The sequence below is a fragment of the Arthrobacter sp. StoSoilB19 genome (assembly GCF_019977275.1).
Lineage (GTDB): Bacteria > Actinomycetota > Actinomycetes > Actinomycetales > Micrococcaceae > Arthrobacter.
On the sequence record NZ_AP024650.1, the window covers coordinates 284,286 to 307,026 of the forward strand.

Annotated in this window: 23 protein-coding genes; 17 read left to right on the forward strand and 6 right to left on the reverse strand. The window is 65.9% G+C overall.

Annotation, left to right across the window (positions count from 1 at the left end):
* Positions 1 to 2 precede the first annotated feature (2 nt).
* The gene (locus tag LDO86_RS01390; RefSeq protein WP_018770913.1) at positions 3 to 803 is read right to left on the reverse strand and encodes an ANTAR domain-containing protein; all 801 of its coding nucleotides are present in this window, start codon (positions 801 to 803) and stop codon (positions 3 to 5) included.
* Between the two features lie 454 nt (positions 804 to 1,257).
* Here LDO86_RS01390 and LDO86_RS01395 point away from each other — a divergent pair, with 454 nt between their 5' ends.
* From LDO86_RS01395 to LDO86_RS01450, 12 genes are all read left to right on the forward strand, one after another.
* Complete coding sequence (locus LDO86_RS01395) at positions 1,258 to 2,784, forward strand: alpha-N-arabinofuranosidase (RefSeq protein WP_018770912.1); 1,527 nt, start codon at positions 1,258 to 1,260, stop codon at positions 2,782 to 2,784.
* Positions 2,785 to 2,846: 62 nt separating this feature from the next.
* Positions 2,847 to 3,434 carry an HhH-GPD-type base excision DNA repair protein gene (locus LDO86_RS01400; protein WP_018770911.1) on the forward strand — a complete coding sequence of 196 codons (588 nt, stop codon included), beginning with the start codon at positions 2,847 to 2,849 and terminating at the stop codon, positions 3,432 to 3,434.
* Entirely contained in the window at positions 3,434 to 4,438 is a 1,005-nt protein-coding gene (locus tag LDO86_RS01405) for a LacI family DNA-binding transcriptional regulator (RefSeq protein ID WP_018770910.1), read from the forward strand. The genes LDO86_RS01400 and LDO86_RS01405 overlap by 1 nt, the downstream gene beginning before the upstream one ends.
* 78 nt (positions 4,439 to 4,516) lie before the next feature.
* Positions 4,517 to 5,068: an isochorismatase family cysteine hydrolase gene (locus LDO86_RS01410; RefSeq protein ID WP_018770909.1), complete on the forward strand. Its 552-nt coding sequence runs from the start codon at positions 4,517 to 4,519 to the stop codon at positions 5,066 to 5,068.
* Positions 5,069 to 5,183: 115 nt separating this feature from the next.
* The gene (locus LDO86_RS01415) at positions 5,184 to 5,486 is read left to right on the forward strand and encodes an urease subunit gamma (RefSeq protein ID WP_026266013.1); all 303 of its coding nucleotides are present in this window, start codon (positions 5,184 to 5,186) and stop codon (positions 5,484 to 5,486) included.
* Between the two features lie 11 nt (positions 5,487 to 5,497).
* Positions 5,498 to 5,836: an urease subunit beta gene (locus LDO86_RS01420; protein ID WP_018770907.1), complete on the forward strand. Its 339-nt coding sequence runs from the start codon at positions 5,498 to 5,500 to the stop codon at positions 5,834 to 5,836.
* On the forward strand, positions 5,833 to 7,563 hold the full coding sequence (gene ureC, locus LDO86_RS01425) for an urease subunit alpha (protein ID WP_018770906.1): 1,731 nt from the start codon (positions 5,833 to 5,835) through the stop codon (positions 7,561 to 7,563). Before LDO86_RS01420 ends, ureC begins: the two co-directional genes overlap by 4 nt.
* Positions 7,564 to 7,582: 19 nt before the next feature.
* Positions 7,583 to 8,062, forward strand: coding sequence for an urease accessory protein UreE (gene ureE, locus LDO86_RS01430; RefSeq protein ID WP_018770905.1), 480 nt, complete (start codon positions 7,583 to 7,585; stop codon positions 8,060 to 8,062).
* Positions 8,043 to 8,723, forward strand: coding sequence for an urease accessory protein UreF (locus LDO86_RS01435; protein WP_018770904.1), 681 nt, complete (start codon positions 8,043 to 8,045; stop codon positions 8,721 to 8,723). The genes ureE and LDO86_RS01435 overlap by 20 nt, the downstream gene beginning before the upstream one ends.
* A 41-nt stretch (positions 8,724 to 8,764) precedes the next feature.
* Positions 8,765 to 9,382: an urease accessory protein UreG gene (gene ureG, locus LDO86_RS01440; RefSeq protein ID WP_018770903.1), complete on the forward strand. Its 618-nt coding sequence runs from the start codon at positions 8,765 to 8,767 to the stop codon at positions 9,380 to 9,382.
* A 146-nt stretch (positions 9,383 to 9,528) separates the two neighbouring features.
* Entirely contained in the window at positions 9,529 to 10,362 is an 834-nt protein-coding gene (locus LDO86_RS01445; protein ID WP_051081420.1) for an urease accessory protein UreD, read from the forward strand.
* The gene (locus tag LDO86_RS01450) at positions 10,362 to 11,399 is read left to right on the forward strand and encodes a nickel transporter (protein WP_018770901.1); all 1,038 of its coding nucleotides are present in this window, start codon (positions 10,362 to 10,364) and stop codon (positions 11,397 to 11,399) included. The genes LDO86_RS01445 and LDO86_RS01450 overlap by 1 nt, the downstream gene beginning before the upstream one ends.
* 59 nt (positions 11,400 to 11,458) lie before the next feature.
* On the opposite strand, the gene LDO86_RS01455 is transcribed toward LDO86_RS01450, so the two are convergent.
* A complete protein-coding gene (locus LDO86_RS01455) occupies positions 11,459 to 13,288 on the reverse strand; it encodes an adenylyl cyclase (protein WP_224084212.1) in 1,830 nt (609 codons plus the stop codon).
* A gap of 418 nt (positions 13,289 to 13,706) precedes the next feature.
* On the opposite strand from LDO86_RS01455, the gene LDO86_RS01460 reads away from it, so the two are divergent.
* From LDO86_RS01460 to LDO86_RS01480, 5 genes are read left to right on the forward strand one after another with little or no spacing between them, the layout of a single operon-like run.
* The gene (locus LDO86_RS01460) at positions 13,707 to 14,999 is read left to right on the forward strand and encodes an extracellular solute-binding protein (protein ID WP_018770899.1); all 1,293 of its coding nucleotides are present in this window, start codon (positions 13,707 to 13,709) and stop codon (positions 14,997 to 14,999) included.
* Positions 15,000 to 15,001: 2 nt separating this feature from the next.
* Entirely contained in the window at positions 15,002 to 15,994 is a 993-nt protein-coding gene (locus LDO86_RS01465) for a sugar ABC transporter permease (protein ID WP_018770898.1), read from the forward strand.
* Complete coding sequence (locus LDO86_RS01470; protein ID WP_018770897.1) at positions 15,991 to 16,908, forward strand: carbohydrate ABC transporter permease; 918 nt, start codon at positions 15,991 to 15,993, stop codon at positions 16,906 to 16,908. The genes LDO86_RS01465 and LDO86_RS01470 overlap by 4 nt, the downstream gene beginning before the upstream one ends.
* Positions 16,905 to 18,389, forward strand: a complete 1,485-nt coding sequence (locus LDO86_RS01475) for a family 1 glycosylhydrolase (RefSeq protein WP_018770896.1) — start codon at positions 16,905 to 16,907, stop codon at positions 18,387 to 18,389. Before LDO86_RS01470 ends, LDO86_RS01475 begins: the two co-directional genes overlap by 4 nt.
* Complete coding sequence (locus LDO86_RS01480; protein WP_018770895.1) at positions 18,389 to 19,441, forward strand: LacI family DNA-binding transcriptional regulator; 1,053 nt, start codon at positions 18,389 to 18,391, stop codon at positions 19,439 to 19,441. Before LDO86_RS01475 ends, LDO86_RS01480 begins: the two co-directional genes overlap by 1 nt.
* A 38-nt stretch (positions 19,442 to 19,479) precedes the next feature.
* Here LDO86_RS01480 and LDO86_RS01485 read toward each other — a convergent pair whose 3' ends face one another.
* From LDO86_RS01485 to LDO86_RS01500, 4 genes are all read right to left on the reverse strand, one after another.
* Positions 19,480 to 19,929: a DapH/DapD/GlmU-related protein gene (locus LDO86_RS01485; RefSeq protein WP_018770894.1), complete on the reverse strand. Its 450-nt coding sequence runs from the start codon at positions 19,927 to 19,929 to the stop codon at positions 19,480 to 19,482.
* Between the two features lie 97 nt (positions 19,930 to 20,026).
* A complete protein-coding gene (locus LDO86_RS01490; protein ID WP_018770893.1) occupies positions 20,027 to 20,686 on the reverse strand; it encodes a GntR family transcriptional regulator in 660 nt (219 codons plus the stop codon).
* Positions 20,687 to 20,808: 122 nt separating this feature from the next.
* A complete protein-coding gene (locus tag LDO86_RS01495; protein WP_018770892.1) occupies positions 20,809 to 21,828 on the reverse strand; it encodes a transketolase C-terminal domain-containing protein in 1,020 nt (339 codons plus the stop codon).
* Positions 21,825 to 22,721: a transketolase gene (locus LDO86_RS01500; RefSeq protein ID WP_018770891.1), complete on the reverse strand. Its 897-nt coding sequence runs from the start codon at positions 22,719 to 22,721 to the stop codon at positions 21,825 to 21,827. Before LDO86_RS01500 ends, LDO86_RS01495 begins: the two co-directional genes overlap by 4 nt.
* Between the last annotated feature and the right edge of the window lie 20 nt (positions 22,722 to 22,741).

The following is a 22,741-nucleotide window of genomic DNA, read 5'->3' on the forward strand; positions in this document are numbered from 1 at the left end:
GGTCAGCCGCCGAAGTGTGAGTGCGGGGCACCTTCCGGCAACCGCTCCAGCAGTTCCTCCGCCACCTTGCGCAGCTTGATGTTCCGGTGGCTGGAAGCCTTGGCAAGGATGGAGAAGGCCTCCTGGTACGAGCACCTGTTCTGGGCCATGATCACGCCGCAGGCAACGTTGATGGAGGTGCGGCTGTCCAGGGCCGAACGGAGGTCGGTGGCCAGCGAGCGGGCGGAGTGCAGGTTGATGGCCATCTGCAGGCTCTTGGCTGCCAGGGCGGCAAAGGTGCGTGCCTCGGCGATGGCCTGCAGCGGGAAAGCCTTCGAGTCGTGCGCGAAGAAGGCAAGTGCGGCGGCGGTCCGGCCGGGGCCACTGCTGCCGATCGTTTGGTCATCTTCCGCGGGGTCCGCTTCCAGACGGAGCCGTACGGCAAGGGCACTGCCGAACCCTGATAACTGCAACTGCGACGAATAGTGCTGCCACCGGAAATCCCCGTTCCGCTGGAGCACCGCGACGGGGTGCCCGCCTGACATGACGTCAGTTACCGGCCCCTCGTCCATTTCCCGTTCCCAGTCCAGCATCCGCACTACTTCACCGGTGGTGCCCGTTATGGCAGGAGTCCGCTTGGCCTGGTGCAGCACCAGGCCGCAGCCCACGTCAATCCCGGCGGTGGCGGCCACATGGTCAGCCGAGGCGGCCACCAGCAGCCTAAGGGAATCGGAGAGGGTCTGGGCGTCATTGACCAGGTCCAGCACGAGGGCGGGGTTTCGGGGTGCACCGCGTTCACGGCCGCGCGGCTCCGGATGGGGCACGCGCGTCCTGCGGGCGTTCGCTGCGGAAAGAGGGCCGGCGACGGCTGGGGGAGAGCCCTTGGTCTCAAAGGACTCCTCGTCGCCGGCCCCGCTTAGTACCCGGGTCCTATGAACCGGGAAGCCTGGGTTTACCTGTCGTGCATGCATTGCCAGTCTCACACCCCCTAGTGAGCCAAGTACCGGAAAGCAGAACAGGTCTTGTCTCTGTGAAAAACCTAATGGCCGTCCAGCCCCCAGTGGATGCGTAACCAGTACCTGTTTTTCCGATTAGGGAGTACTTGGGCGCGCCCTGCGGAAACCCCTCAGGCGTGTTGCCGCAGGTGGGAAGCGGGTCGCTTGGCGACCCAGGGGTGAGGCCGCGCTGCCGCCCGGTCAACGGAGCACTTGACTCCCGAGGCGGGCCCCCCAACAATAGTTTCTATAACGTTGTAGAAACCAAGCCGAGGATGCCTTCGTGACCCAGCCAGAACCCGCCGCAGCAAAAATCACCGTCGACCCGTCGTTCACCGTGGGGCCGGTCCGCCGTCGTACGTTCGGTGCCTTTGTTGAGCACCTTGGCCGGTGCGTCTACACCGGCATTTTTGAACCGGACCACCCGGATGCCGACGACGACGGGTTCCGGAGGGACGTCCTCGCGCTCACCCGCGAACTGGGGGTATCCACCGTCCGCTACCCCGGCGGCAACTTTGTGTCCGGCTACCGCTGGGAGGACGGGGTGGGCCCGGTTGACCAGCGGCCAGTGCGCCTGGACCTGGCCTGGCACTCCACCGATCCCAACACGGTGGGCGTGGACGAGTTCGCCACGTGGTCCGCCAAGGCCGGCGTTGAACCCATGATGGCGGTGAACCTGGGCACCCGCGGGGTCCAGGAGGCGCTGGACCTCCTGGAGTATTGCAACATCGACGCCGGCACGGCGCTGGCCGGCCAGCGCCAGGCGAACGGTGCCCGGGACGGCTATGGCATCAGGATGTGGTGCCTGGGCAACGAAATGGATGGCCCCTGGCAGATCGGCCACAAGAACGCGCTGGAATACGGCCGCCTGGCCGCCGACACTGCCCGTGCCATGCGCATGATGCAGCCGGACGTGGAGTTGGTGGCCTGCGGCAGTTCAGGGCCCACCATGCCGACTTTCGGTGAGTGGGAACGCGTGGTTTTGACGGAGACCTACGAGCTGGTGGACCTGATCTCGGCGCACCAGTACTTCGAGGACTTCGGCGACCTGCAGGAACACCTCGCCGCGGGACACAAGATGGAGGCCTTCATCCGCGACCTCGTCAGCCACATCGACCATGTGAAGTCGGTCAAGAAATCTTCCAAGCAGGTGAACATCTCCTTCGACGAGTGGAACGTCTGGCACATGAGCCGCGACGAGTCCAAGGTGCCCACCGGCAAGGACTGGCCCGTGGCCCCCGTCCTGCTGGAGGACACCTACACGGTGGCGGACGCCGTCGTCGTGGGGGACCTGCTGGTCACGCTGCTCCGCAACACGGACCGCGTCCACTCCGCCAGCCTGGCGCAGCTGGTGAACGTCATCGCCCCCATCATGACCGAGCCGGGCGGCCGCGCCTGGAAGCAGACCACCTTTCACCCCTTCGCCCTGACCTCACGGCACGCCTCCGGCACCGTCCTGCAACTCGCCGTCGAATCCCCACTGGTCAGCGGCGGCACGACAACTGACGTCGCCGCCCTGTCCGCCGTCGCCACGTATGACGCGGACAAGGGCGAAGCCGTGGTGTTCGCCGTCAACCGGTCCGCCGGCCAGGCACTGACGCTTGACGCAGCCGTGGCCGGGCTGGGCGATGTCCGGTTGCTGGAGGCGGTGACCTACGCCAACAAGGACCCGTACTGGCAGGCCAGCGCCGACGATTCCACCTCCGTCCTGCCATCGGAAAACGGCACCGTGAAGGTGGACGGCGGGAGGCTCACCGCCGAACTCCCCGCCGTGTCCTGGTCCATGATCCGGCTGTCCGTGGACAGCTGACCCCCCCCGGGGGCGGGAGGGCAGGGGCGCCCTTATGACGACGGCGGGCCGCAGGTGGGAGGATGGACGGCATGGAACTGCACATCACGGGCGATCCCGCCGCGGACAAGTTGTTGAGCGAGGACGACTTCGCCCTGCTGACCGGCATGCTGCTGGACCAGCAGGTGACGATGGAATCGGCCTTTGCCGGGCCCGAGAAGATCCGCAGCCGGATCGGGTCGCTTAAGCCGGAGGCCATCGCCGCGCAGGACCCCCAGGCGTTTGTGGAGATGTTCAAGGAACGGCCCGCCGTACACCGCTTCCCCGGTTCCATGGCCGCCCGGGTGCAGGCGTTGGCCGAGGCCGTCCAGAGCGAGTGGGACGGGGACGCCGCGGCCATCTGGACCAAAGGGTCACCGGACGGGGCCGAGGTGCTGCGCCGCCTCAAGGCCCTGCCCGGATTCGGCGAGCAGAAGGCGAAAATCTTCCTGGCCCTCCTGGGCAAGCAGCGCGGCCTGAATGCGCCGGGATGGCGTGAAGCCGCGGGACACTATGGTGAGGACGGCAGCTACCTGTCAGTGGCAGACATCGTGGACCCGGAATCCCTGGCAAAAGTGCGCGCCAGCAAGCAGGCCGCCAAAGCAGCGGCGAAAGCAGGAAAAGAACGTTAATGGCAGTCACCATGAACGACGTCGCACGGGCGGCGGGCGTTTCCCTCAAGACCGTTTCCAACGTCCTGAACGACTACGAATTCATCCGTCCGGCCACCAAGCAGCGGGTGCAGGATGCCATTGCGGAGCTGGGCTACGAAGCCAACCTCACGGCGCGCAGCCTCCGGTCCGGCAAGACTTCCATGCTGGGGCTGGTCCTGTCCGACCTCTCCGCCCCGTACTACGCCGAGCTGGCGTCCAGGCTGATGAAGGCCGCTTCCCGCCGGGGTTACCGGGTGCTGGTGGAGCAGTCCGACGCGGAAGCGGCCGCTGAACTGGGCGCCCTGCAGGGGACGTTCCGGCAGCTCACCGACGGCCTGCTGTTCACGCCGCTGATGGTTGACGCGGAGGCCATTTCCGCGCGTGCCGGCAGCAAGCCGCTGGTGATGCTCGGCGAGCACATCATGGATCCCCGCTTCGACCTGGTCACGATGAAGAACGGGGAAGCCGCGGCGGCGCTCACGGCGCACCTGCTGGCCGGCGGCCGCCGCCGCATTGCCGTGATCGGGGCGAACGCCGGGGAGACCTCCGGCAGCGGGGGCCTGCGCCTGAACGGATACCGGAAGGCGCTGGAGGCAGCCGGCATCGCGTTCGACCCTGCCCTGGTGGTGCCTGCGGAGTGGCGCCGCGACACCGGCGCCGCCGCCGTGGCCGGCCTCCTGGCATCCGGCGTGGAGTTCGACGCCGTCTTCGGGCTGAACGACGTGCTGGCACTCGGCGCATTGCACGAACTCCTGATCCGCGGGGTTAAGGTGCCCCAGGACGTGGCCGTGGCAGGCTTTGACGACATCGACGAAGCCCGGTTCGCGTCCCCGTCCCTGACCACCGTCTCGCCGGGCATGGACGAGATCGCGGAACGGTCCATCGGCCTGCTGCTGGACCGGATCGCCGGGCGCGAGACATCCGGGGCGGGCGTGCACGTGGAGGCCGGGTTCGAACTAAAGATCCGCGAGTCCGCGCCGTAGTTCCGGGCGGCCAGGTTTCGCCTGCTCCGCAAGCGGGTACGCCTATGCCACCGGTTCAAGAGACGGAAAGGTGCCGCCATGATTGCCCTCCTGGTCATCGACATGCAGAACGCTTTCTTCGAAACCCCCGAACTGGCAGCCCAGCGGGAACGGGTGGTCAGCGAGTGCAACCGGCTGCTGGAAGGGTTCAAGGCCGCCGGCCACAAGGCGCTGCTGGTGGGCACCGAACACGAGCGGGACAAATCCACCTGGACCCTCAGCATGCTCGACGACGACCAGGGGTTCATCTTCCGCGGCAGTGAACAGGCCCAGTCCGTGCCGGGGCTCATCACCGAAGACCTGCCCCAGCTGAACAAGACCCGCGACAGCGCCTTCGTGGGCACCAACCTGCTGGCCCGGCTGCGGAACTGGGGAGCCGACCAGGTGGTGCTCGCGGGCGTCTCAACCCACAACTGCATTGCCCAGACCGCCGCCGATGCATTCGCGCACAACATCCGCGTGACGTATGCCAGGGACGCCATGGCCTCCGAAGCCGACCAGGACGCCGCCGACATGCTCCGCATCCTTTCCGCTACCTACCGCCAGCCCGTCCAGTCCAGCGGGGAGATCCTTTCCGGGCTCAGCAAGTAGGCCCCACCGGTCAGCAAACAGGCTCCGGATAGACCGGCCTGATGCTGCTGAAACCTGGCGGAAACGTGCCGGGTCTACGCTGGAGCCCACGCCGTTGGCCGTCGAAGGGAAATCCATGCATCTGATGCCGCGTGAGCAGGAAAAGCTCATGATCGTGGTGGCCGCGGACCTGGCCCGGCGCCGGCAGTCCCGCGGCCTGAAACTTAATTACCCGGAGGCCGTGGCCATCATCAGCTATGAACTGATCGAGGGCGCCAGGGACGGCAGGACCGTTGCCGATCTCATGAGCTACGGCACCACCCTCCTCAGCCGCGAGGACGTCATGGAGGGCGTGCCGGAAATGATCCACGACGTGCAGATCGAGGCCACCTTCCCCGACGGCACCAAGCTCGTCACCGTCCACAACCCCATCCGCTAAGGAGAGCCGCAATGATCCCAGGCGAGTACGTTCTCCGGCCGGAGCCCGTGACCGCGAACGCGGGCAGGGACGCGATCGAGGTGGCCGTGACCAACACCGGCGACCGGCCCGTCCAGGTGGGTTCCCACTTCCACTTCGCTGAGGCCAACGCTGCCTTGTCCTTCGACCGGGACGCCGCCTACGGCCGGCGCCTGGACATTCCTGCGGGAACGGCTGCGCGGTTTGAGCCGGGCGACTCCCGGAGCGTGCGGCTGATCGAACTGGCCGGGCGCCGCGAGGTGTTCGGGCTCAGCAACGCGGTCAACGGAAAGCTCGACGGCGGCACCCGCCAGGAAGGGGACGTCCAGTGAGCTTCGAGATCCCGCGCCGGCAGTATGCGGACCTGTACGGGCCCACCGCCGGTGACAGGATCCGCCTGGCGGACACCGACCTGTTCCTCGAGATCGAACAGGACCTCACCGTCTACGGTGAGGAAGTAGTGTTCGGTGGCGGCAAGGTAATCCGCGACGGCATGGGCCAGAACGGCCAGGCCACCCGCGACGAGGACATTCCCGACACCGTCATCACCAACGCGGTGGTCCTGGACTACACCGGCATCTACAAAGCGGACGTGGCACTCAAGGACGGGCATATCTTCCGCATCGGCAAAGCCGGGAACCCGCAGATCACCGACGGCGTGGACATCGTCATCGGGGCCAGCACCGAAATCATCGCCGGCGAACGGAAGATCCTCACTGCCGGCGGAATCGACACCCACATCCACTTCATCTCCCCGGACCAGGTGCCCACGGCCCTGGCCAGCGGGGTGACCACCATGATCGGCGGCGGCACCGGCCCTGCCGAAGGCACCAAGGCCACCACCGTCACACCCGGAAAGTGGCACATCCAGCGGATGCTGCAGGCGGCTGAGGGGCTGCCCATCAACATCGGGCTGTTCGGGAAAGGCCACGCGTCCGCCGTCGAACCTTTGGCCGAGCAGATCCGCGCCGGTGCCATCGGGCTGAAAGTCCACGAGGACTGGGGGTCCACCACCTCCTCCATCGACACCTCCCTGAAGGTGGCGGACGAGTACGACGTCCAGGTGGCCATCCACACCGACACCTTGAATGAGTGCGGATTCGTGGAGGACACCATCCGCGCCATCGACGGCCGCGTCATCCACACCTTCCACACGGAGGGTGCCGGCGGCGGCCACGCCCCGGACATCATCAAGATTGCCGGCATGCCCAATGTCCTGCCGGCCTCCACCAACCCCACGCTGCCCTATACGCGGAACACCATCGAAGAGCACCTGGACATGCTCATGGTGTGCCACCACCTCAACCCGGACATCCCCGAGGACGTGGCCTTCGCCGATTCCCGGATCCGGGCCGAAACAATCGCCGCCGAGGACGTCCTGCAGGACCTGGGCATCTTCTCCATCACCTCCTCCGACTCCCAGGCAATGGGCCGGGTGGGCGAGGTGATCACCCGCACGTGGCAGGTGGCGGACAAGATGAAGAAGCAGCGCGGGGTGTTGGAAGATCCCACCGCCGGAATCCATGGCAGCGCGGGCAGCGACAACTTCCGGCTCAAGCGCTACGTGGCGAAATACACCATCAACCCCGCCATCGCCCAGGGCATCGCCGACTCCGTGGGGTCCCTGGAGGTGGGCAAGTTCGCGGACCTGGTCCTCTGGGATCCCGCATTCTTCGGCGTCAAACCGGAGCTGGTGCTCAAGGGCGGGCAGATCGCCTACGCACTGATGGGGGACGCGAACGCCTCCATCCCCACTCCCCAGCCCCGCACCATGCGGCCCATGTTCGCCACGTTCGGCAAAGCCATGCAGCAGTCCTCCATCACCTTCCTGTCCCAGGCCGCGATCGGCGCCGGGGTACCCCAGGAACTGGGGCTGGAAAAGGTCATCCGGGCCGTCTCCGGCATCCGGACCCTCACCAAGGCCGACCTCAAGTACAACGACGCCACCCCCGACATCCAGGTGGACCCGGAAACGTACCAGGTAACCGTCGACGGCGAGGACGTCACCTGCGAACCCGCGGACGTCCTGCCCATGGCCCAGCGTTATTTCCTGTTCTAGACCCCACCGGAGCCCCCACGTGATCATCGACAAAGTCCTCGGCAACCTGCACGACCTTCCGGACCCCGAAACCTACGCCGGGCTGCACCGGGAAAAGGTGGTGCTTCCCAGCTCCCAGCTGGTCAAACGCATCCAGCGCGCCACCACCGACCACGGAAAGGAAATCGGCATCCGCCTCCCCTCCGGCTCCGGGGACCTCCGCGACGGCGACATCCTCCACGTGGAAGAGGCCAACATGATCGTGGTGTCCGTGCTGCCCACCGACGTCCTGGTCATCGCACCCCGCACCATCTCCGAAATGGGCGTCACCGCGCACTCCCTCGGCAACCGCCACCTCCAGGCCCAGTTCTTCGACGCCGCTTCCGAATACGGGGCGGACGTCATGGTGTGCGCCTACGACCACACCGTCGAGGACTACCTCCGCCACAATGCCGTCCCCTACACCCGCCAGGAACGCGTCATGCCTGTACCTTTCCGCCATGCTGAGCACAGCCACTAACTATCAGCTGGCGCTTCAGCAGCTTGTCGATTCCGCTTTGCCTACCGGGGCGTTTGCGCACTCCCTTGGGTTCGAGACATACATCGAGCGGGAGCTCGTATCTGATGAAGAGTCCTTCGGTATCTGGCTCGGCGCATTCATCGGGCAGCAGCTGACATACTCTGACGGGCTCGCCATCCGCTTTCTCTACGGGGGTGTTGATGTGGGGGAGCTGGATACTTTGCTCTCTGCGTCCCTGTTGCCCCGGCAGGTGCGGGAGGCGGGCATCAAAATGGGGCTTCGGTTGCTGGAGATCGGGGCGGAGGTGTTTCCGTCGCCTGCGCTGGAACTGTACCGGGACCTGGTGACCACGGGCCGGGCCGCCGGGCACCAGCCGCTGGCGTTCGCCGTCGTCGCCCGCTCTCTGGGCGTGCCGCTCCAGGAGGCGCTCGCCGCCTACCTCTTTGCCACCGCCACCTCCCTGACGCAGAATGCCGTCCGCGCCATCCCCCTGGGGCAGAACGCCGGGCAGCGGGTGCTGCGGAAAGCGCACGACGACGTTGCTGCCGCCATCGACAGCATCGCCCGCCTGACGCTGGACGACTTCGGCGCCGTCAGTCCGGGGCTGGAAATCTCGCAAATGCGGCACGAACGCCAACGTGCCCGGATGTTCATGAGCTGACCGTGCTTGTAAATACTGTGCTTTTGAGTCAAGGAGGACATATGTCTGAACCCATCAAGATCGGCATCGGCGGCCCCGTGGGAGCCGGCAAGACCCAGCTCGTGGAGCGGCTCACCCGGCACATGAGCGGCGGGATCTCCATGGCCGCCATCACCAACGACATCTACACCATCGAGGACGCCAAGATCCTCGCCGCCAACGGCATCCTCCCCGTGGACCGGATCATCGGCGTCGAAACCGGCGGCTGCCCCCACACCGCCATCCGCGAAGACACCTCCATGAACACCGCCGCCATCGAGGAACTCAAAGCCCGCCACCCCGACCTTCAGGTCATCTTCGTCGAATCCGGCGGCGACAACCTCTCCGCTACCTTCAGCCCCGAACTCGTGGACTTCTCCATCTACATCATCGACGTGGCCCAGGGCGAAAAGATCCCCCGCAAAGCCGGCCAGGGCATGATCAAGTCCGACCTCTTCATCATCAACAAAACCGACCTCGCGCCGCACGTCGGGGCTGACCTGGCCGTCATGGAGCGGGATTCCAAGGAATTCCGAGGCAACAAACCGTTCTGCTTCACCAACCTGAAAACTGACAAGGGCCTGGACAAGGTCATCGACTGGATCCGGCACGACGTCCTGATGCTCGACCTGGCGCACTAGACATGGCAGTCGTGGACTTGCCCGAAGGTGACGTACACGCTGAGGCGGCGAGGCCGGATTTTGGGGCCGCGGCGTGGCGGGCACCGCGAAGCGGGCACGGCCCAAAATCCGGCGAAGCCGCCGGATCCAGCCACGGACAGTCACCTATGGGGCGGCTTGAGCTGGGCGTCACTTTGCGGGGCCGCCGGTCCCTTGCCTCACATCAGTTCCATGAGGGGGCCCTTCGGGTACTCCGCCCTCACTATCTCGATGACTCCGGGCAGGTTTGTTATGTCGTCGTGAATCCTGGCGGGGCGTATCTTGGCGCTGACCTCTTCCTTGTTGATGTTGAGGTCCAGGATGGGGCCGACCTTCTCCTGACCACCCAGTCCGCCACGAAGGTCTACCGGACTCCCGGGTCCTATGCAGAGCAGCGGATGACTGTGCGGCTGGGGGAGGGGGCGCGGCTGGAACTCATGCCCGACCAGCTCATCGCCTACCGCGAGGCCAGTTACCGGCAGCGGACCTCGGTGACCCTGCGACCGTCGTCGAGCCTGGTCATGGCCGAGGTAGTAACCCCCGGCTGGTCGCCCGACGGAGCCGCGTTCCGGTACGAGGAAGTCCGGCTGCGCAACGACATCCGTATTGAGGCCGCTGATGGTGACCCGCAGCTGCTGGCGCTGGACAACCTGCTGATCCGGCCGCCACTCCACGACGTCACCGGACTCGGCTTCATGGAGGGATACAGCCATCTGGGGTCGCTGGTGGTGGTGGACGCACGGGTGGACCAGGCGCTCGCCGACCAACTCCACGGCCTCACCGCCGGCCGGGAATCGCTGACCGGCATCTCCCTGACCCGCACCGTGGCAGGCACAACCGGACTGGTGCTGCGGAGCCTCTCCCACAGCACCGACGAACTGAACCTGCTGCTCCGTTCCTGCACGGACCTGCTCCGCGGACTCTGGTACGGCCAGGCCCCGCTAAACCTGAGGAAGCACTGATGACCAGCATCGGCATCCTCTACCGTGACCGGGACCTGCTGCCGCTCCGGACCCGGGTGCTGTTCACTTTCGGTGCGGTAGCCGCGCTCCATGCCGCCGCCGTCGTCCTCTTGCTAGCCGGGACCTTCGGCGCAGGAAGCCGGCCGCTGTCCTCGGGGCTGGTGCTCACCGCTTACCTCGCAGGCGTGAAGCACAGCTACGACTGGGACCACCTTGCCGCCATCGACAACTCCACCCGCAGGTTCGTTGCCCAGGGGCAGGACCCGGTGAGCGTGGGCTTCGCCTTCAGCCTGGGCCACAGCTCAGTGGTGACCCTGGCAGGCGTGCTGGTGATCGCCGGCGCGTCCGTGGTGGGTGGACTGATGCAGGACGGTACGGCCGGAAACCTGGTCCTGGGCCTGATTGGCAGTGGTGTGTCCGGCCTGTTCCTGCTGGCCATGGGACTGTTCAACGGCTCCGCGTTCACCCGCTCACTTTCTGCCTACCGGCGCGCCCGTGATGGCGCCACCATTGGCCACCGGGACCTGGCGCCGCAGGGGCTGGTGGCGCGGCTGCTCGCCCGTCCGCTGTCCCGGGTGCGCCGGCCGGGGAGCATCTATGTGATCGGCTTCCTGTTCGGCCTGGGCTTTGATACTGCCACCACCATCGGGCTGCTGATGATGGCGACGGCGGCCTCGCTGGCCGGGGTGCCGCCCTTCGCCTTGCTTGCGCTGCCGCTTGCCTTCGCTGCCGCGATGACCCTGTGCGACTCGCTGAACGGCATGGCCATGATGCGGATGTACCGCTCCGCGTTCGATGATCCCCGGCGGAAGCTCGGCTTCAACGCGCTGGTCACGGGCATTTCCGCGGTCTCGGCGCTGTTCATCTCGGTGATTACCTTGGCCGGGTTCTTCCACGCGGCCTTTGCCCCTGAGGATCCGCTGACCGCGTGGCTGGCCTCCGTCGACCTGGGCGACGCCGGCCTGCTGCTGGTGGCGCTGCTCCTGGCCGTGTGGGGCGGGGCCGGGCTGAGAGGGAAGGCACTTCGAAACACGTAGCAGGGCGCGGTGCGGCCTTGACTGCCGCACCGCGCCCTGCGGTGGTCCTGAGGGGTTCTTTAGCCGAAGTCGGCTACGTAGCTGGGAACTCCGACGGCGTCGGTTGACACCGGTGCGCCGGTGTCATTGACCACGTGGTCCAGCGTTCCCGCGCCGAGGTTCACCGTCAAAAGGCTGTGCAGCCTCACACCCGGCGTTACCGGAACCTCAAAGCCACGGGTGGCGTGGATGCTTGGATCCACGTTGTTGTACACGTAGCTGCCGCCGCCCCACAGCTCGTGGGTTTTGACGGAATCTGCCACCTTGTAACCTGCCCAGCCCAGGACGCCGTCGTGCTGCCACGCTGCCTGGTTGGGCGCGTCGTAGGGGAGCTCATTCTGGAAGAAGACGGTCTTGCCGCCTTCGCCGTTCCAGATGACGTTGTACTGCTGGTAGTGCTCCACGAACAGGCCCGTGGCGGTGACGTTGTTGCCGTTGACGATCACGCCGTTCGCGCCGGTGTTGGTGGTCCAGCCGACGCCGTTCCCATGGTCGGCGCGCCAGGCCCAGATGTGGTCCAGGAGGACGTTGTCGCTGTTGACTTCCAGGCTGACCGAAGCCTTGCCAACATGCGGGCCGCCGATGCGGAAGAACACGTCATGGAGCGTGGTGGGGTTGGCCGGATCACTGTGCATGGGAGAGTTGGCCGGCCCGCTCCCTGCGCCCTGGCGGGCCTTACCGACGCGCATCAGGGCAGGTGACTCCACCTCTCCGGCATCTATAGTGACGGCGGCGACGTCGACACCAGGGACATCCGCCACCGTCAAGGGGACCGCTCCGTTGACGGCGGTGAGGGTTGCCATGCCCAGCCCGAGAACGACGGTTCCTGCCCGCTTGACCTCGATGCTTTGGTCAACGTCGTACACCCCCGGGGTCAGGAGGAGGTGCTTTCCCCTGGCCAGCTGGGAGTTGATGGCCTGCACTGAATCGCCGGGCTTCGCGACATAGAAGTCGGCTAAGGGGACGCTGCGGCCCTCTGTGGGACCGTTTTCCCACGTGGTCCCGGCAGAGTCCTGGCGGACGGCGGGCAGGAACACGTTGTACTGGCCGGCCTGATCCAACGTCAGGTACGGCTTCTCGCGGCTGATCGGCGTGGCGGCCAGGGTGGTGTACGGCGGGTTCGGGAAGGACTGCGGAGGCGCCCCGTTTACGCCCGAGAACACCTGGTTCCACACTCCGTTGGACCAGCTGCCGATGCTGCTGTTGCGGACCAGGTACTGCTGCTGTGAGCCGTTGATGACGGCGCCCGTCTTTGAATCCGCGATGAAGCCGCCACTGGCGTACTGCGGCCCTGCCGTGCAGTAGTCCATGAGGGAAAGGTTGCCGCCGGTGATGTTGATCCGCCGCATGGGTGAGGCCTGCGAAGCCGCCCAGAAGTTCGCCGAGCTGCGGCAGCCTTCAAGTCCGGTGACGTTGATGGTGAGGTTGGACAGCGAACGCCAGAAGTTGTTCAGCGCGATGCAGTTGTCCGCGGACAGGCAGCGGTTGTAGACGTCCACGTGCCCGTTGATGGTGACGTCGGTGGGTGCAGCACCCAGCCCCGCAACCTCCGTCGAGTAGCCCACCTGGACAATCAGCGGCTGCTCCGGGGTTCCATAGGTGCCGGGTTTGAACAACAGGGAATAGCGTTTGGTCCCCATTTCGTCGTCCACCTGCTGCGCCGCGATGGAGTCCACCGTTGCCTGGATCCGGGCCACCGGCATGCTGGGGTCGAAGACGTACACATTGGGTCCGAAGGGGTGTTGCGTCGCCTGTGGAGGAGCCGGGATCGCGGCCGGCAGGGGGGCCTGGGGCGCGGCTGCCTGGGTCGGGGCCCATGCCTGTGGTGCGGCGGGCGACGCGACGGCCATTCCTCCTCCGCTGCCTATCAGGCCGGCCAGGAGGACCGCCGTGCCGGTGACGTGTCTGAGGGGGCTTTTCATTCGCCGCGGTTGCGGGCCGTTGGGCCTTTCGGCGCGCGGCGGTTGGGGCAGGTGGGCTAGCGGCATTGCTGGTCCTGTTCGTCGGTGGGATTCGTCGAGACGGATGTGGGCGGCGAAAAGACGCGGCCGTGGGAGCGCTCTCGTCGGGGAAGCCTAACACCGCAACGGGGTGTCGACAAGGGCATATGGGAGCGCTCCTACCTCGCCTTGACAACCATCTGTGAGATGGGATCTCATTTGGTGAGAGCGCTCCCACTACGGATCGGCCTCCGACCCGTCCCCACCGCTCCCCAGCCCCACCGTCCATCGGACCAATGGGGCATTTCTGACGAAGGAGTCTTCCCCTGTGAAAAACCCCAGCAAGTTCTCCGTGCTTTCGGCTGCCGCCGCGTGCCTTGCCCTGTCGTTGACCGCGTGCGGTTCCTCATCGCCCGAGAAGGCAGGAGTCAACGGTGCAACGGGATCCGAGCCCGTAACGCTCACGGTCGGCACGTTCAACGAATTCGGCTACGAGGCGCTCTTTGAGGAATACAAAGCCCTGAATCCGAACGTGACCATTGTGCACAAGAAGGCGGCAACCACGAATGAAGCACGGGACAACCTCACGACGCGCCTGGCCGCCGGCTCAGGCTTGTCCGATATCGAGGCCGTAGAGGTGGATTGGCTCCCGGAACTCCTGCAGTATCCGGACCGCTTCGCGGACCTGAGCGACCCCGCTGTTGAAGGTCGCTGGCTGGACTGGAAGGCCGAGGCTGCCACAACCGCCGACGGCAAGCTTCTCGGCTACGGGACCGACTCCGGCCCTGAGGCCGTCTGCTACAACGCTGAGCAGTTCAAAAAGGCCGGCCTGCCCACCCAGCGTGAGGAAGTTGCCAAACTGCTGGGCACCACGTGGGACAGCTACTTCCAAGCCGGGAAGGCATTCAAGGCCGCCAGGCCGGAGTCCGCGTGGTTCGACTCCGCCGGGGCTATCTACCAGGGCATGAGCAACCAGCTTGACAAGGTCTACGAGGAGGAAGACGGCACCGTCATCGCCACGGAGAACCAGAAGGTCAGGGACACCTACAACCAGGTCCTCAAAGCCTCCACCGAGGACGGGCTGTCAGCTCATCTCAAGCAGTGGAGCGATGACTGGGCTTCCGGTTTCCAGACCGGCGCCTTCGCCACCACCCTTTGCCCGGGCTGGATGCTCGGTGTCATCGAGGGCAACGCGGCGGGGGTCGCCGGCTGGGACGTGGCCAACGTCTTCCCCGGCGGCGGCGGAAACTGGGGCGGGTCCTACCTGACGGTCCCCACCCAGGGCGCGCACCAGGCCGAGGCGAAGAAGCTGGCAGGCTGGCTGACCGCACCCGAACAGCAGATCAAGGCATTCACTGCCAAGGGCACCTTCCCCAGCCAGAAGAAGGCCCTGGAAAGCAGTGAACTGTTGGACCAGACGAACGGGTTCTTCAACGGTGCACCCACCGGCCGGATCTTCGCCGAACGCGCCAAGGCCGTTGACGTGACGCCTTTCAAGGGAACCAAGTTCTTTGCCATCAACGACGCCATGCAGCAGGCCCTCACCCGGGTGGATGTGGACAAATCCGACGACGCCGCCTCCTCCTGGGAGAAGTTCGCCGCCGCGGTGAAAGCCCTCTAGGCATGACTGTCACCGACCGGGTCAAGCCCCAAAGCGCCGGGGGACAGTCCCCGCGTCCGGCGGGCGCGAAGAGTGTCCGGCGCCTGGCCTTCTCGCAGCAGGTCTCCAGGTGGGACGTAAAGCTGTCCCCCTACCTCTACATCTCGCCGTTCTTTATCCTGTTCGCCGTCACCGGTCTGTTCCCGCTGGTGTACACGGCATGGGTTTCCCTGCACAACTGGAACCTCATCGGCGGCCAGGGGAAGTTCACGGGCCTGGATAACTACGCCTTCATCGTGGCCCAGCCCTACTTCTGGAACGCCGTGGGCAACACCTTCAGCATCTTCATCCTGTCCTCCGTTCCCCAGGTTGTTATCGCCCTGGTGATAGCGGCGGTGCTGGACGCGAACCTGAGGGCGAGGACGTTCTGGCGGATGGGGGTCCTGGTCCCCTTCGTCGTGGCGCCGGTGGCAGTAGGCCTGATCTTCAACAATCTCTTTGCGGACCAGTTTGGGCTGGTTAACGGGATGTTGACGGCGGCAGGGCTGGACCCGGTCCGGTGGCATTCAGAGTCCGTTGCGAGCCACCTGGCTATTGCCACCATGGTGAACTTCCGCTGGACCGGCTACAACGCGCTGATCTTCCTCGCAGCAATGCAGGCCATACCCCGGGATGTGTTCGAGGCGGCAACAATCGACGGCGCGGGCAGGCTGCGGCAGTTCTTTTCCGTGACCGTTCCCATGCTGCGGCCAACGGTGATCTTCGTGGTGATCACATCCACCATCGGTGGTCTTCAGATTTTCGACGAACCGCGGGTTTTCGACCAGTCCGGCCTGGGCGGAGCGGACAGGCAGTGGCAGACGCTGACCATGTACATCTGGGAACTCGGCTGGGGCCAGCGCAACTTCGGCAGGGCATCTGCCGTGGCCTGGCTGCTCTTCCTGATCATCGTGCTGATCGCCCTGCTCAACTTCCTCATCACCAAACGCATCGCAAGCAACGGAGGCCGCAAGTGAGCTCCATTCCCATGATCGAACAGTCCGCCGGGAAAGGGGCGGCCAAGGCAGCAGCGCGGCGCGGGCCAGGTACCCGGAAACAAAGGTCGGGCCACGGAAGTGACCGCCGGCCCGGCTTCCTCACCTACGGCTTCCTGGGCGCTGTCCTCCTGGCGTCCCTCTTTCCGCTCTATTGGTCCTTCCTGGTGGGCAGCCACGACAACACCGCACTGAGCCGCGGCATCCCGCTGCTGCCTGGCGGGAACTTCCTGGCCAACGCCGCCAAAGTCTTTGCCAGCATTCCGTTCTGGAAGGCAATGGGCAACAGCCTTATGGTCTCCTGCGTGACGGCGGCATCCGTCGTCGTGTTCTCCACCCTTGCCGGATTCGCCTTCGCCAAGCTCCGCTTCCGCGGCAGCAAGGCGCTGCTGGTGTTTGTCATCGCAACCATGGCCGTTCCCACCCAGCTCGGCGTAGTCCCGCTGTTTATCCTGATGTCCAAACTGGGATGGACCGGATCCCTCTGGGCCGTCATCATCCCCGGCGTTGTTACCGCATTCGGCGTCTTCTGGATGACCCAGTACCTGCGCGACGCCCTCCCGGATGAACTGATTGAAGCTGTGAGGATGGACGGTGCTTCCATGATCCAGGCCTTCTGGCACGTCGGATTCCCGGCGGCAAGGCCTGCTGCCGCCATGCTCGCGTTGTTCACTTTCGTGGCCACCTGGACGAACTTCTTCTGGCCGTTCATTGTCCTTGACCCTTCGAACCCCACCCTTCCGGTGGCCCTGCAGCTGCTCCAGGCGGCCCACTTCGTGGACTACTCCGTGGTCCTGGCCGGCGCAGTCCTGGCCACCATCCCGCTCCTGCTCCTCTTTATCGCTGCAGGCCGGCAACTCGTATCTGGAATTATGCAAGGAGCAGTCAAAGGATGAGTCCCACCCGACTTGAATTTCCGGAGGGTTTCCTCTGGGGCGCGGCAACAGCTGCCTATCAGATCGAAGGCGCAGCACACACCGGCGGCCGAGAGGACTCCATCTGGGATGTGTTCGCCCGGCTGCCCGGTGCCGTCGCGGACGGCCACAACGGTGAGGTGGCCTGCGACCACTACCGGCTCTACAAGCAGGACGTGGCGCTCATGGGCAAGCTGCACATGAAGGCGTACCGGTTCTCCACGTCCTGGGCGCGCTGCGTGCCCGACGGCGTCACACCCAACCCGGAAGGGATCGCCTTCTACTCCCGCCTGGTGGATGAACTGCTGGCCGCCGGGATCACGCCATGGCTGACCCTCTACCACTGGGACCTGCCACAGGCACTTGAAGAGAAAGGCGGCTGGGCCAACCGGGACACCGCATACCGTTTCGCCGAGTACGCGGCCCTGATGCACAGCGTGCTGGGGGACCGGGTCCGCATCTGGACGACCCTTAACGAGCCGTGGTGCTCGGCTTTCCTTGGCTACGCTGCCGGCATCCATGCCCCGGGGCGTCAGGAGCCCCGTTCAGCCCTTGCTGCGGCACACCACCTTTTGCTGGGTCACGGCCTGGCGGTCCGGGAACTCCGGCGCCGAGACGCTTCAACGTCCCTGGGCATTACCCTGAACCTGACGGTCGCCGATCCCAGGGACCCCGGCAGCGCCGGCGACCGGGACGCTGCCAGGCGGATCGACGGGCAGTTCAACAGGATTTTCCTTGACCCGTTGTTCCGCGGCGAGTATCCGGACGATCTCCTGGCAGACGTCGCACACCTGGGAATGGCTGACCTGGTGCATGACGGTGACCTGGATCTTATTTCCACGCCGCTGGACCTGCTGGGCGTCAACTACTATCACGGTGAATCCCTCACGAAGGACCCGGCGGACCCCGGGGAACAGGCGGGGCAGGAGACGACGTCGGTCCCCGGGCAGGCAGCGCGCCCGGTGTCCTCCCCTTTCGTGGCGGCCGACGGGGCGCGGTCGGTTCCAAGGGGCCTGCCAAGAACGGGCATGGGCTGGGAGGTCCAGCCGGAGGGGCTGCGGCGCCTGCTCAACCGGCTGCATGGAGACTACACCGGCCCCGCCGGGATCCCCATGTACATCACCGAAAACGGGGCCGCCTACAATGATGTTCCCAATGAAGCGGGGTTCGTGGACGACCAGGACCGGCTGGGGTTCTTCGCAGCCCATCTCCAGGCCGTCCACGGGGCCATCGAAGACGGCGTGGATGTCCGCGGCTATCTCGCATGGTCCCTGCTGGACAACTTTGAATGGTCCTTTGGATACCATCAGCGCTTCGGCCTGGTCCGGGTGGACTATCCAACCCAGAATCGTGTCCCGAAAGCGAGCGGTTTGTGGTACGCGGCGGTGGCATCCGGCAACGCCATGACGGCGGCCAGCAACCTCGTGCCGGCATCAGGTCAAGGTGTCGTATTGTCGGTGTAATGAACGCAAACTCCAGCCGCCCGGCCCCGGCAGGGGCGGGGCGGCCAAGTCCAACGCTGGAGGACCTGGCGTCGGCCGCCGGCGTGTCCCGCTCTACTGCCTCCCGTGCCATCAACGGCGGATTGAAGGTGAGTCCCGAAGCCAAAGCGGCCGTCGACGCCGCGATCGTCGCTTTGGGCTACACGCCCAACCGTGCTGCGCGGAGCCTGGTTACCCGGCGTGCGGGTTCGGTGGCCCTGGTGATCCCTGAACCTGATGCCAAGGTCATGATGGACCCTTATTTTGCTGCGGTGATCACGGGAGTCAACGAGGCACTGCGCGATACGGACCTGCAGCTGGTCCTGCTGATGTCCCGGGCAGGGGACGATTCTGCACGGACCATCCGCTACCTGCGCGGCGGTCACGTTGACGGCGCGATCGTGGTGTCCCATCACCGGGCGGACGACTGGGTGGAGACCCTGGGAGCCACCGGGCTGCCAACCGTCTTCATCGGCAGGCCGTGGGACACGGCATCCGGGATTCCCTACGTGGACCTGGACAACTTCGAGGGCGGCCGGTTGGCAGCGCGGCACCTGGCCGGCATCGGCCGCACCAGGCTCGGAACTGTTGCCGGCCCTACGGACATGACAGCCGCCGTCGACCGCCTGGAAGGTTGGCTGCAGGGATTGCGGGAAGCCGGCCTCCAGCCCGGGCCCGTCATCCACGGGGACTTCACGACGGCGGGAGGTGCGGAGGCTACGGAGCACCTGCTGTCCACGGCGCCTGAGGTGGACGGGATCTTCGCTGCGTCCGACCTCATGGCGCTTGGCGTCGTGGACACTCTTCGAAGTGCGGGCCGCCGTGTGCCCGTCGACGTGGCGGTTGTCGGCTTCGATAACCATTCCATCCAGGCGGCGAACGGCCTGGGACTGACAACGGTGGCCCATCCCATGGTGGAGATGGCTGCTGCGGCAGGAAAGCTTCTGGTCAGCGCCATCGGAAACCCCGAAGAGGCATCGGAACCGGTCATCTATCCGGCGGAACTGGTGGTGCGCGGGAGCACCGCCCCGTGACCCATTAACCCAGTAACCCGCGAACCTACAGCCCCGGGTTAGGCCGCTATCCCGCCCTTGACTCTCCGGTGCTGCCGGTGCCGGGCCGGTGCCAGGCGTGAGTGCGCCCCGGCGAGGACCTCGCTGCCGTCAGGCACCGTGCTGTCGCTGTCCAGGTGGGCGCCGTGTTCGATCAGGACGCTGGAACCAATCCTTGAGTGGCTGCCAATGTGGACCCGGTTGCCGATCACCGTGCCCCGGCCAATGCGCACGCCATCGCCGATCACCGTCCGGTCACCGATCGTCGCGTCCCGGTCGATCCAGCTGCCGTGTCCAATCCGGCAGCCTGCACCCACCCTGGCCCCGTGTTCCACATAGCTCATGGAGCCGATCCTGGCGCTGTCGGCCACGATGGCTCCAGGTGCAATGAGGCCGCCGCCGTTGTCGTGGCGGGCATACCGGGTGACCTTGCCGGCGTCGTCCTCAACTGACACAAACTTTGCGGTCATACCATCCCTCGTTAACGCCGCGGTTATTTACCGCGCAGTAGGTTAACGGCTGGGAGTGCCGTGGGATTCCCAACCGGGAAGGTAAAGAGGCCGAAAGCTACGCCACCAGGTTGGCTGCCGCGGTGTCCATGTGTTCCAGGATGGTCTTGCGGGCCAGGGTGGCATCCCCGGTGTCGATGGCGGCGACGATGTCCTTGTGCCGGTCCACGCTCATGTTGCTGACGCCTTTTTCCAGGCCGGCGAACATGATGGACATCCGGATGGAGCCCTCCAGGGATTCCCAGGAGTGGAGCAGTGTTTCGTTGCCGGTGAGCCGGCACAGCGTGCGGTGGAATTCGAGATCGGATTCGATCCGCGCCTCAAGGCTGCCGCTGGCCGCGGCCTCCATGGCGTCAATGGCCTTGTGCAGTGATTCGGTGACCTGCTGCCGGTCCGGCAGTTCGCACAGGGTCCGGGCAGCCAGGGACTCCAGGGCGGCGCGGACGGAGTAAATGTCCCGGATTTCCTTTTCGTCCAGGTGCCGGACGGACAGCCTGCCGCGGGGGCCGGCGGACAGCAGGCCCTCCTGCTCCAGTTGGCGGAGGGCTTCGCGAAGGGTGCCGCGGCTGATCTGCAGCATCTCGGACAGCTCGGTTTCCACCAGGTGGCGGCCGGGTTCCAGTTCTCCGCTGGTGATGGCGGTCCTCAGCGCCGAGAGCGCCTGCTCGCGCAGGCTCTTCTTTTCCAGTCCCAGCAAGGGGGCGGTCAGTCCGGCCATGGCTTCTGTCCTCAATGTCATAAGTCGACTGTTTACAGTCGGTAGTAGTTTCGATAGTACGGCAGAATGCACGGCACCGGCTTAGGACCGGTGCCGTGCATTTTCCATCTGGTGCCTGGCCTTTAGCCGAGTTCGGCCAGGACCTTGGCGACGATGCGGTCTGTGGCCAGCCCGTAGCGCTCGTGCAGGGTGGGCAGGGCGCCGGCGTCCAGGAACTGGTCGGGGAGCGCCACGGGCACCACCCGCTTGCCCAGGCCCGCGGTGACGACGGCGGAGGCGACGGTTTCGAACAGTCCGCCCACCACGGAGTGGTTTTCCAGGGTGACGGCGAGCCGGTCGGTGTTGATCTCCTTGAGGACGGTTTCGGCGTCGAACGGCTTGATGGTGGGGGTGTGCACGACGGCGACGTCCACGTTGTGTGCCGCCAGCGCCTTGGCTGCCTGCAGCGCACGCATGGTCATCAGGCCGGAGGAGATGAAGACGACGTCGTTGCCGCCGCGCAGCACCTTGGCCTTGCCGAGTTCGAACGTGTAGTCGTACTCGTCCAGGACGGTGGGCACGTTGCCGCGCAGCAGGCGCAGGTAGGTGGGTCCTTCGGAGGCGGCGAGCTGCGGCACTGCCTGTTCGATGTCGATCGAGTCGCAGGGGTCCACGATGGTCAGGTTGGGCATGCCGCGGAAGATCGCCATGTCCTCCGTGGCCTGGTGGCTTGGGCCGTAACCGGTGGTCAGGCCGGGCAGGCCGCCCACGATGTTGACGTTCAGGTTCGGTTCGGCCGCGTCCAGGCAGAGGAAGTCGTAGGCGCGGCGGGCGGCGAACACCGAGTAGGTGGACGCGAACGGAACGAGGCCGGTTTCGGCCAGGCCGGCGGCGGCGCCGAAGAGCAGCTGCTCGGCCATGCCCATCTGGAAGAACCGCTCCGGGAAGGCCTTGGCGAAGATGTGCATGTCCGTGTACTTGCCCAGGTCCGCGGTCAGGCCCACGATCCTGTCGTTCTCCTGCGCGGCCTTGACCAGGGCGTGACCGAACGGCGCGGAGGACGTCTTCTGTCCCGGGTCCGCGAAGGATGCGATCATCGCCGAGGTCTTCAGCTTCGGCTTGGCCGCGGCTGCGGTATCGGGAGCCTCGGTGGTGGTGCTCATGCTGGAGCCTTTCCTTCATATCCGGCGGTGAGTTGCTCGCGGCAGGTCTGCCATTCGTTTTCTTCGATGCGCATGAAGTGCGCCTTTTCGCGGTCCTCGAGCAGGGGGACGCCGCGGCCCACCTTGGTGTCGCACAGGATCACGGAGGGACGTCCGACGGCGGCGGCCTGGGCGGCTGCGTTGTCGAACGCTGCCAGCAGCGCGCCGACGTCGTTCCCGTCCACCCGCTGCGTGTACCAGCCGAACGATTCCCACTTTTCGGTGACCGGCTCAGTCCGGAGCACGGTGTCGGTCTTGCCGTCGGCCTGCAGGGCGTTGATGTCCACCATGGCGGTGAGGTTGCCCAGCTGGTGGTGGTGCGCGCCCATGGCCGCTTCCCAGGTGGAGCCCTCGTCCAGCTCACCATCGGAGAGGAAGTTGAACACCCGGGCGCTTGAGCCCTGGTAGCGCAGGCCCAAAGCCATGCCGACGGCGATGGTCAGGCCGTGCCCCAGGGAGCCGCCGGAAATTTCCATGCCGGGGGTGTAGGTGGACATCCCGGACATGGGCAGCCGCGAGTCGTCCGAGCCGTAGGTTTCCAGCTCCTCGACCGGGACGATGCCGGCCTCCGCCAGGGCGGCGTAGTGGCCGATGGCGTAGTGCCCGGTGGAGAGCAGGAACCGGTCCCGGCCCTCCCAGTGCGGGTCATCCGCGCGGAATTTCAGCTGGTCCCCGTAGACGGTGGCGAGCATGTCCGCGGCGCCCAGTGCCTGGCCCACGTACCCCTGGCCCTGCACCTCGCCCATGTTCAGGGCGTGGTGCCGGATCCGGTAGGCGGCGGCGCTGATCCTGTCCACACGTTCCGGGGTCACTGCGGTCTGCAGTGCGTTGTCCTGGACTGTATCTGTAGGCATTACTGGCTCCGTGATCGTTT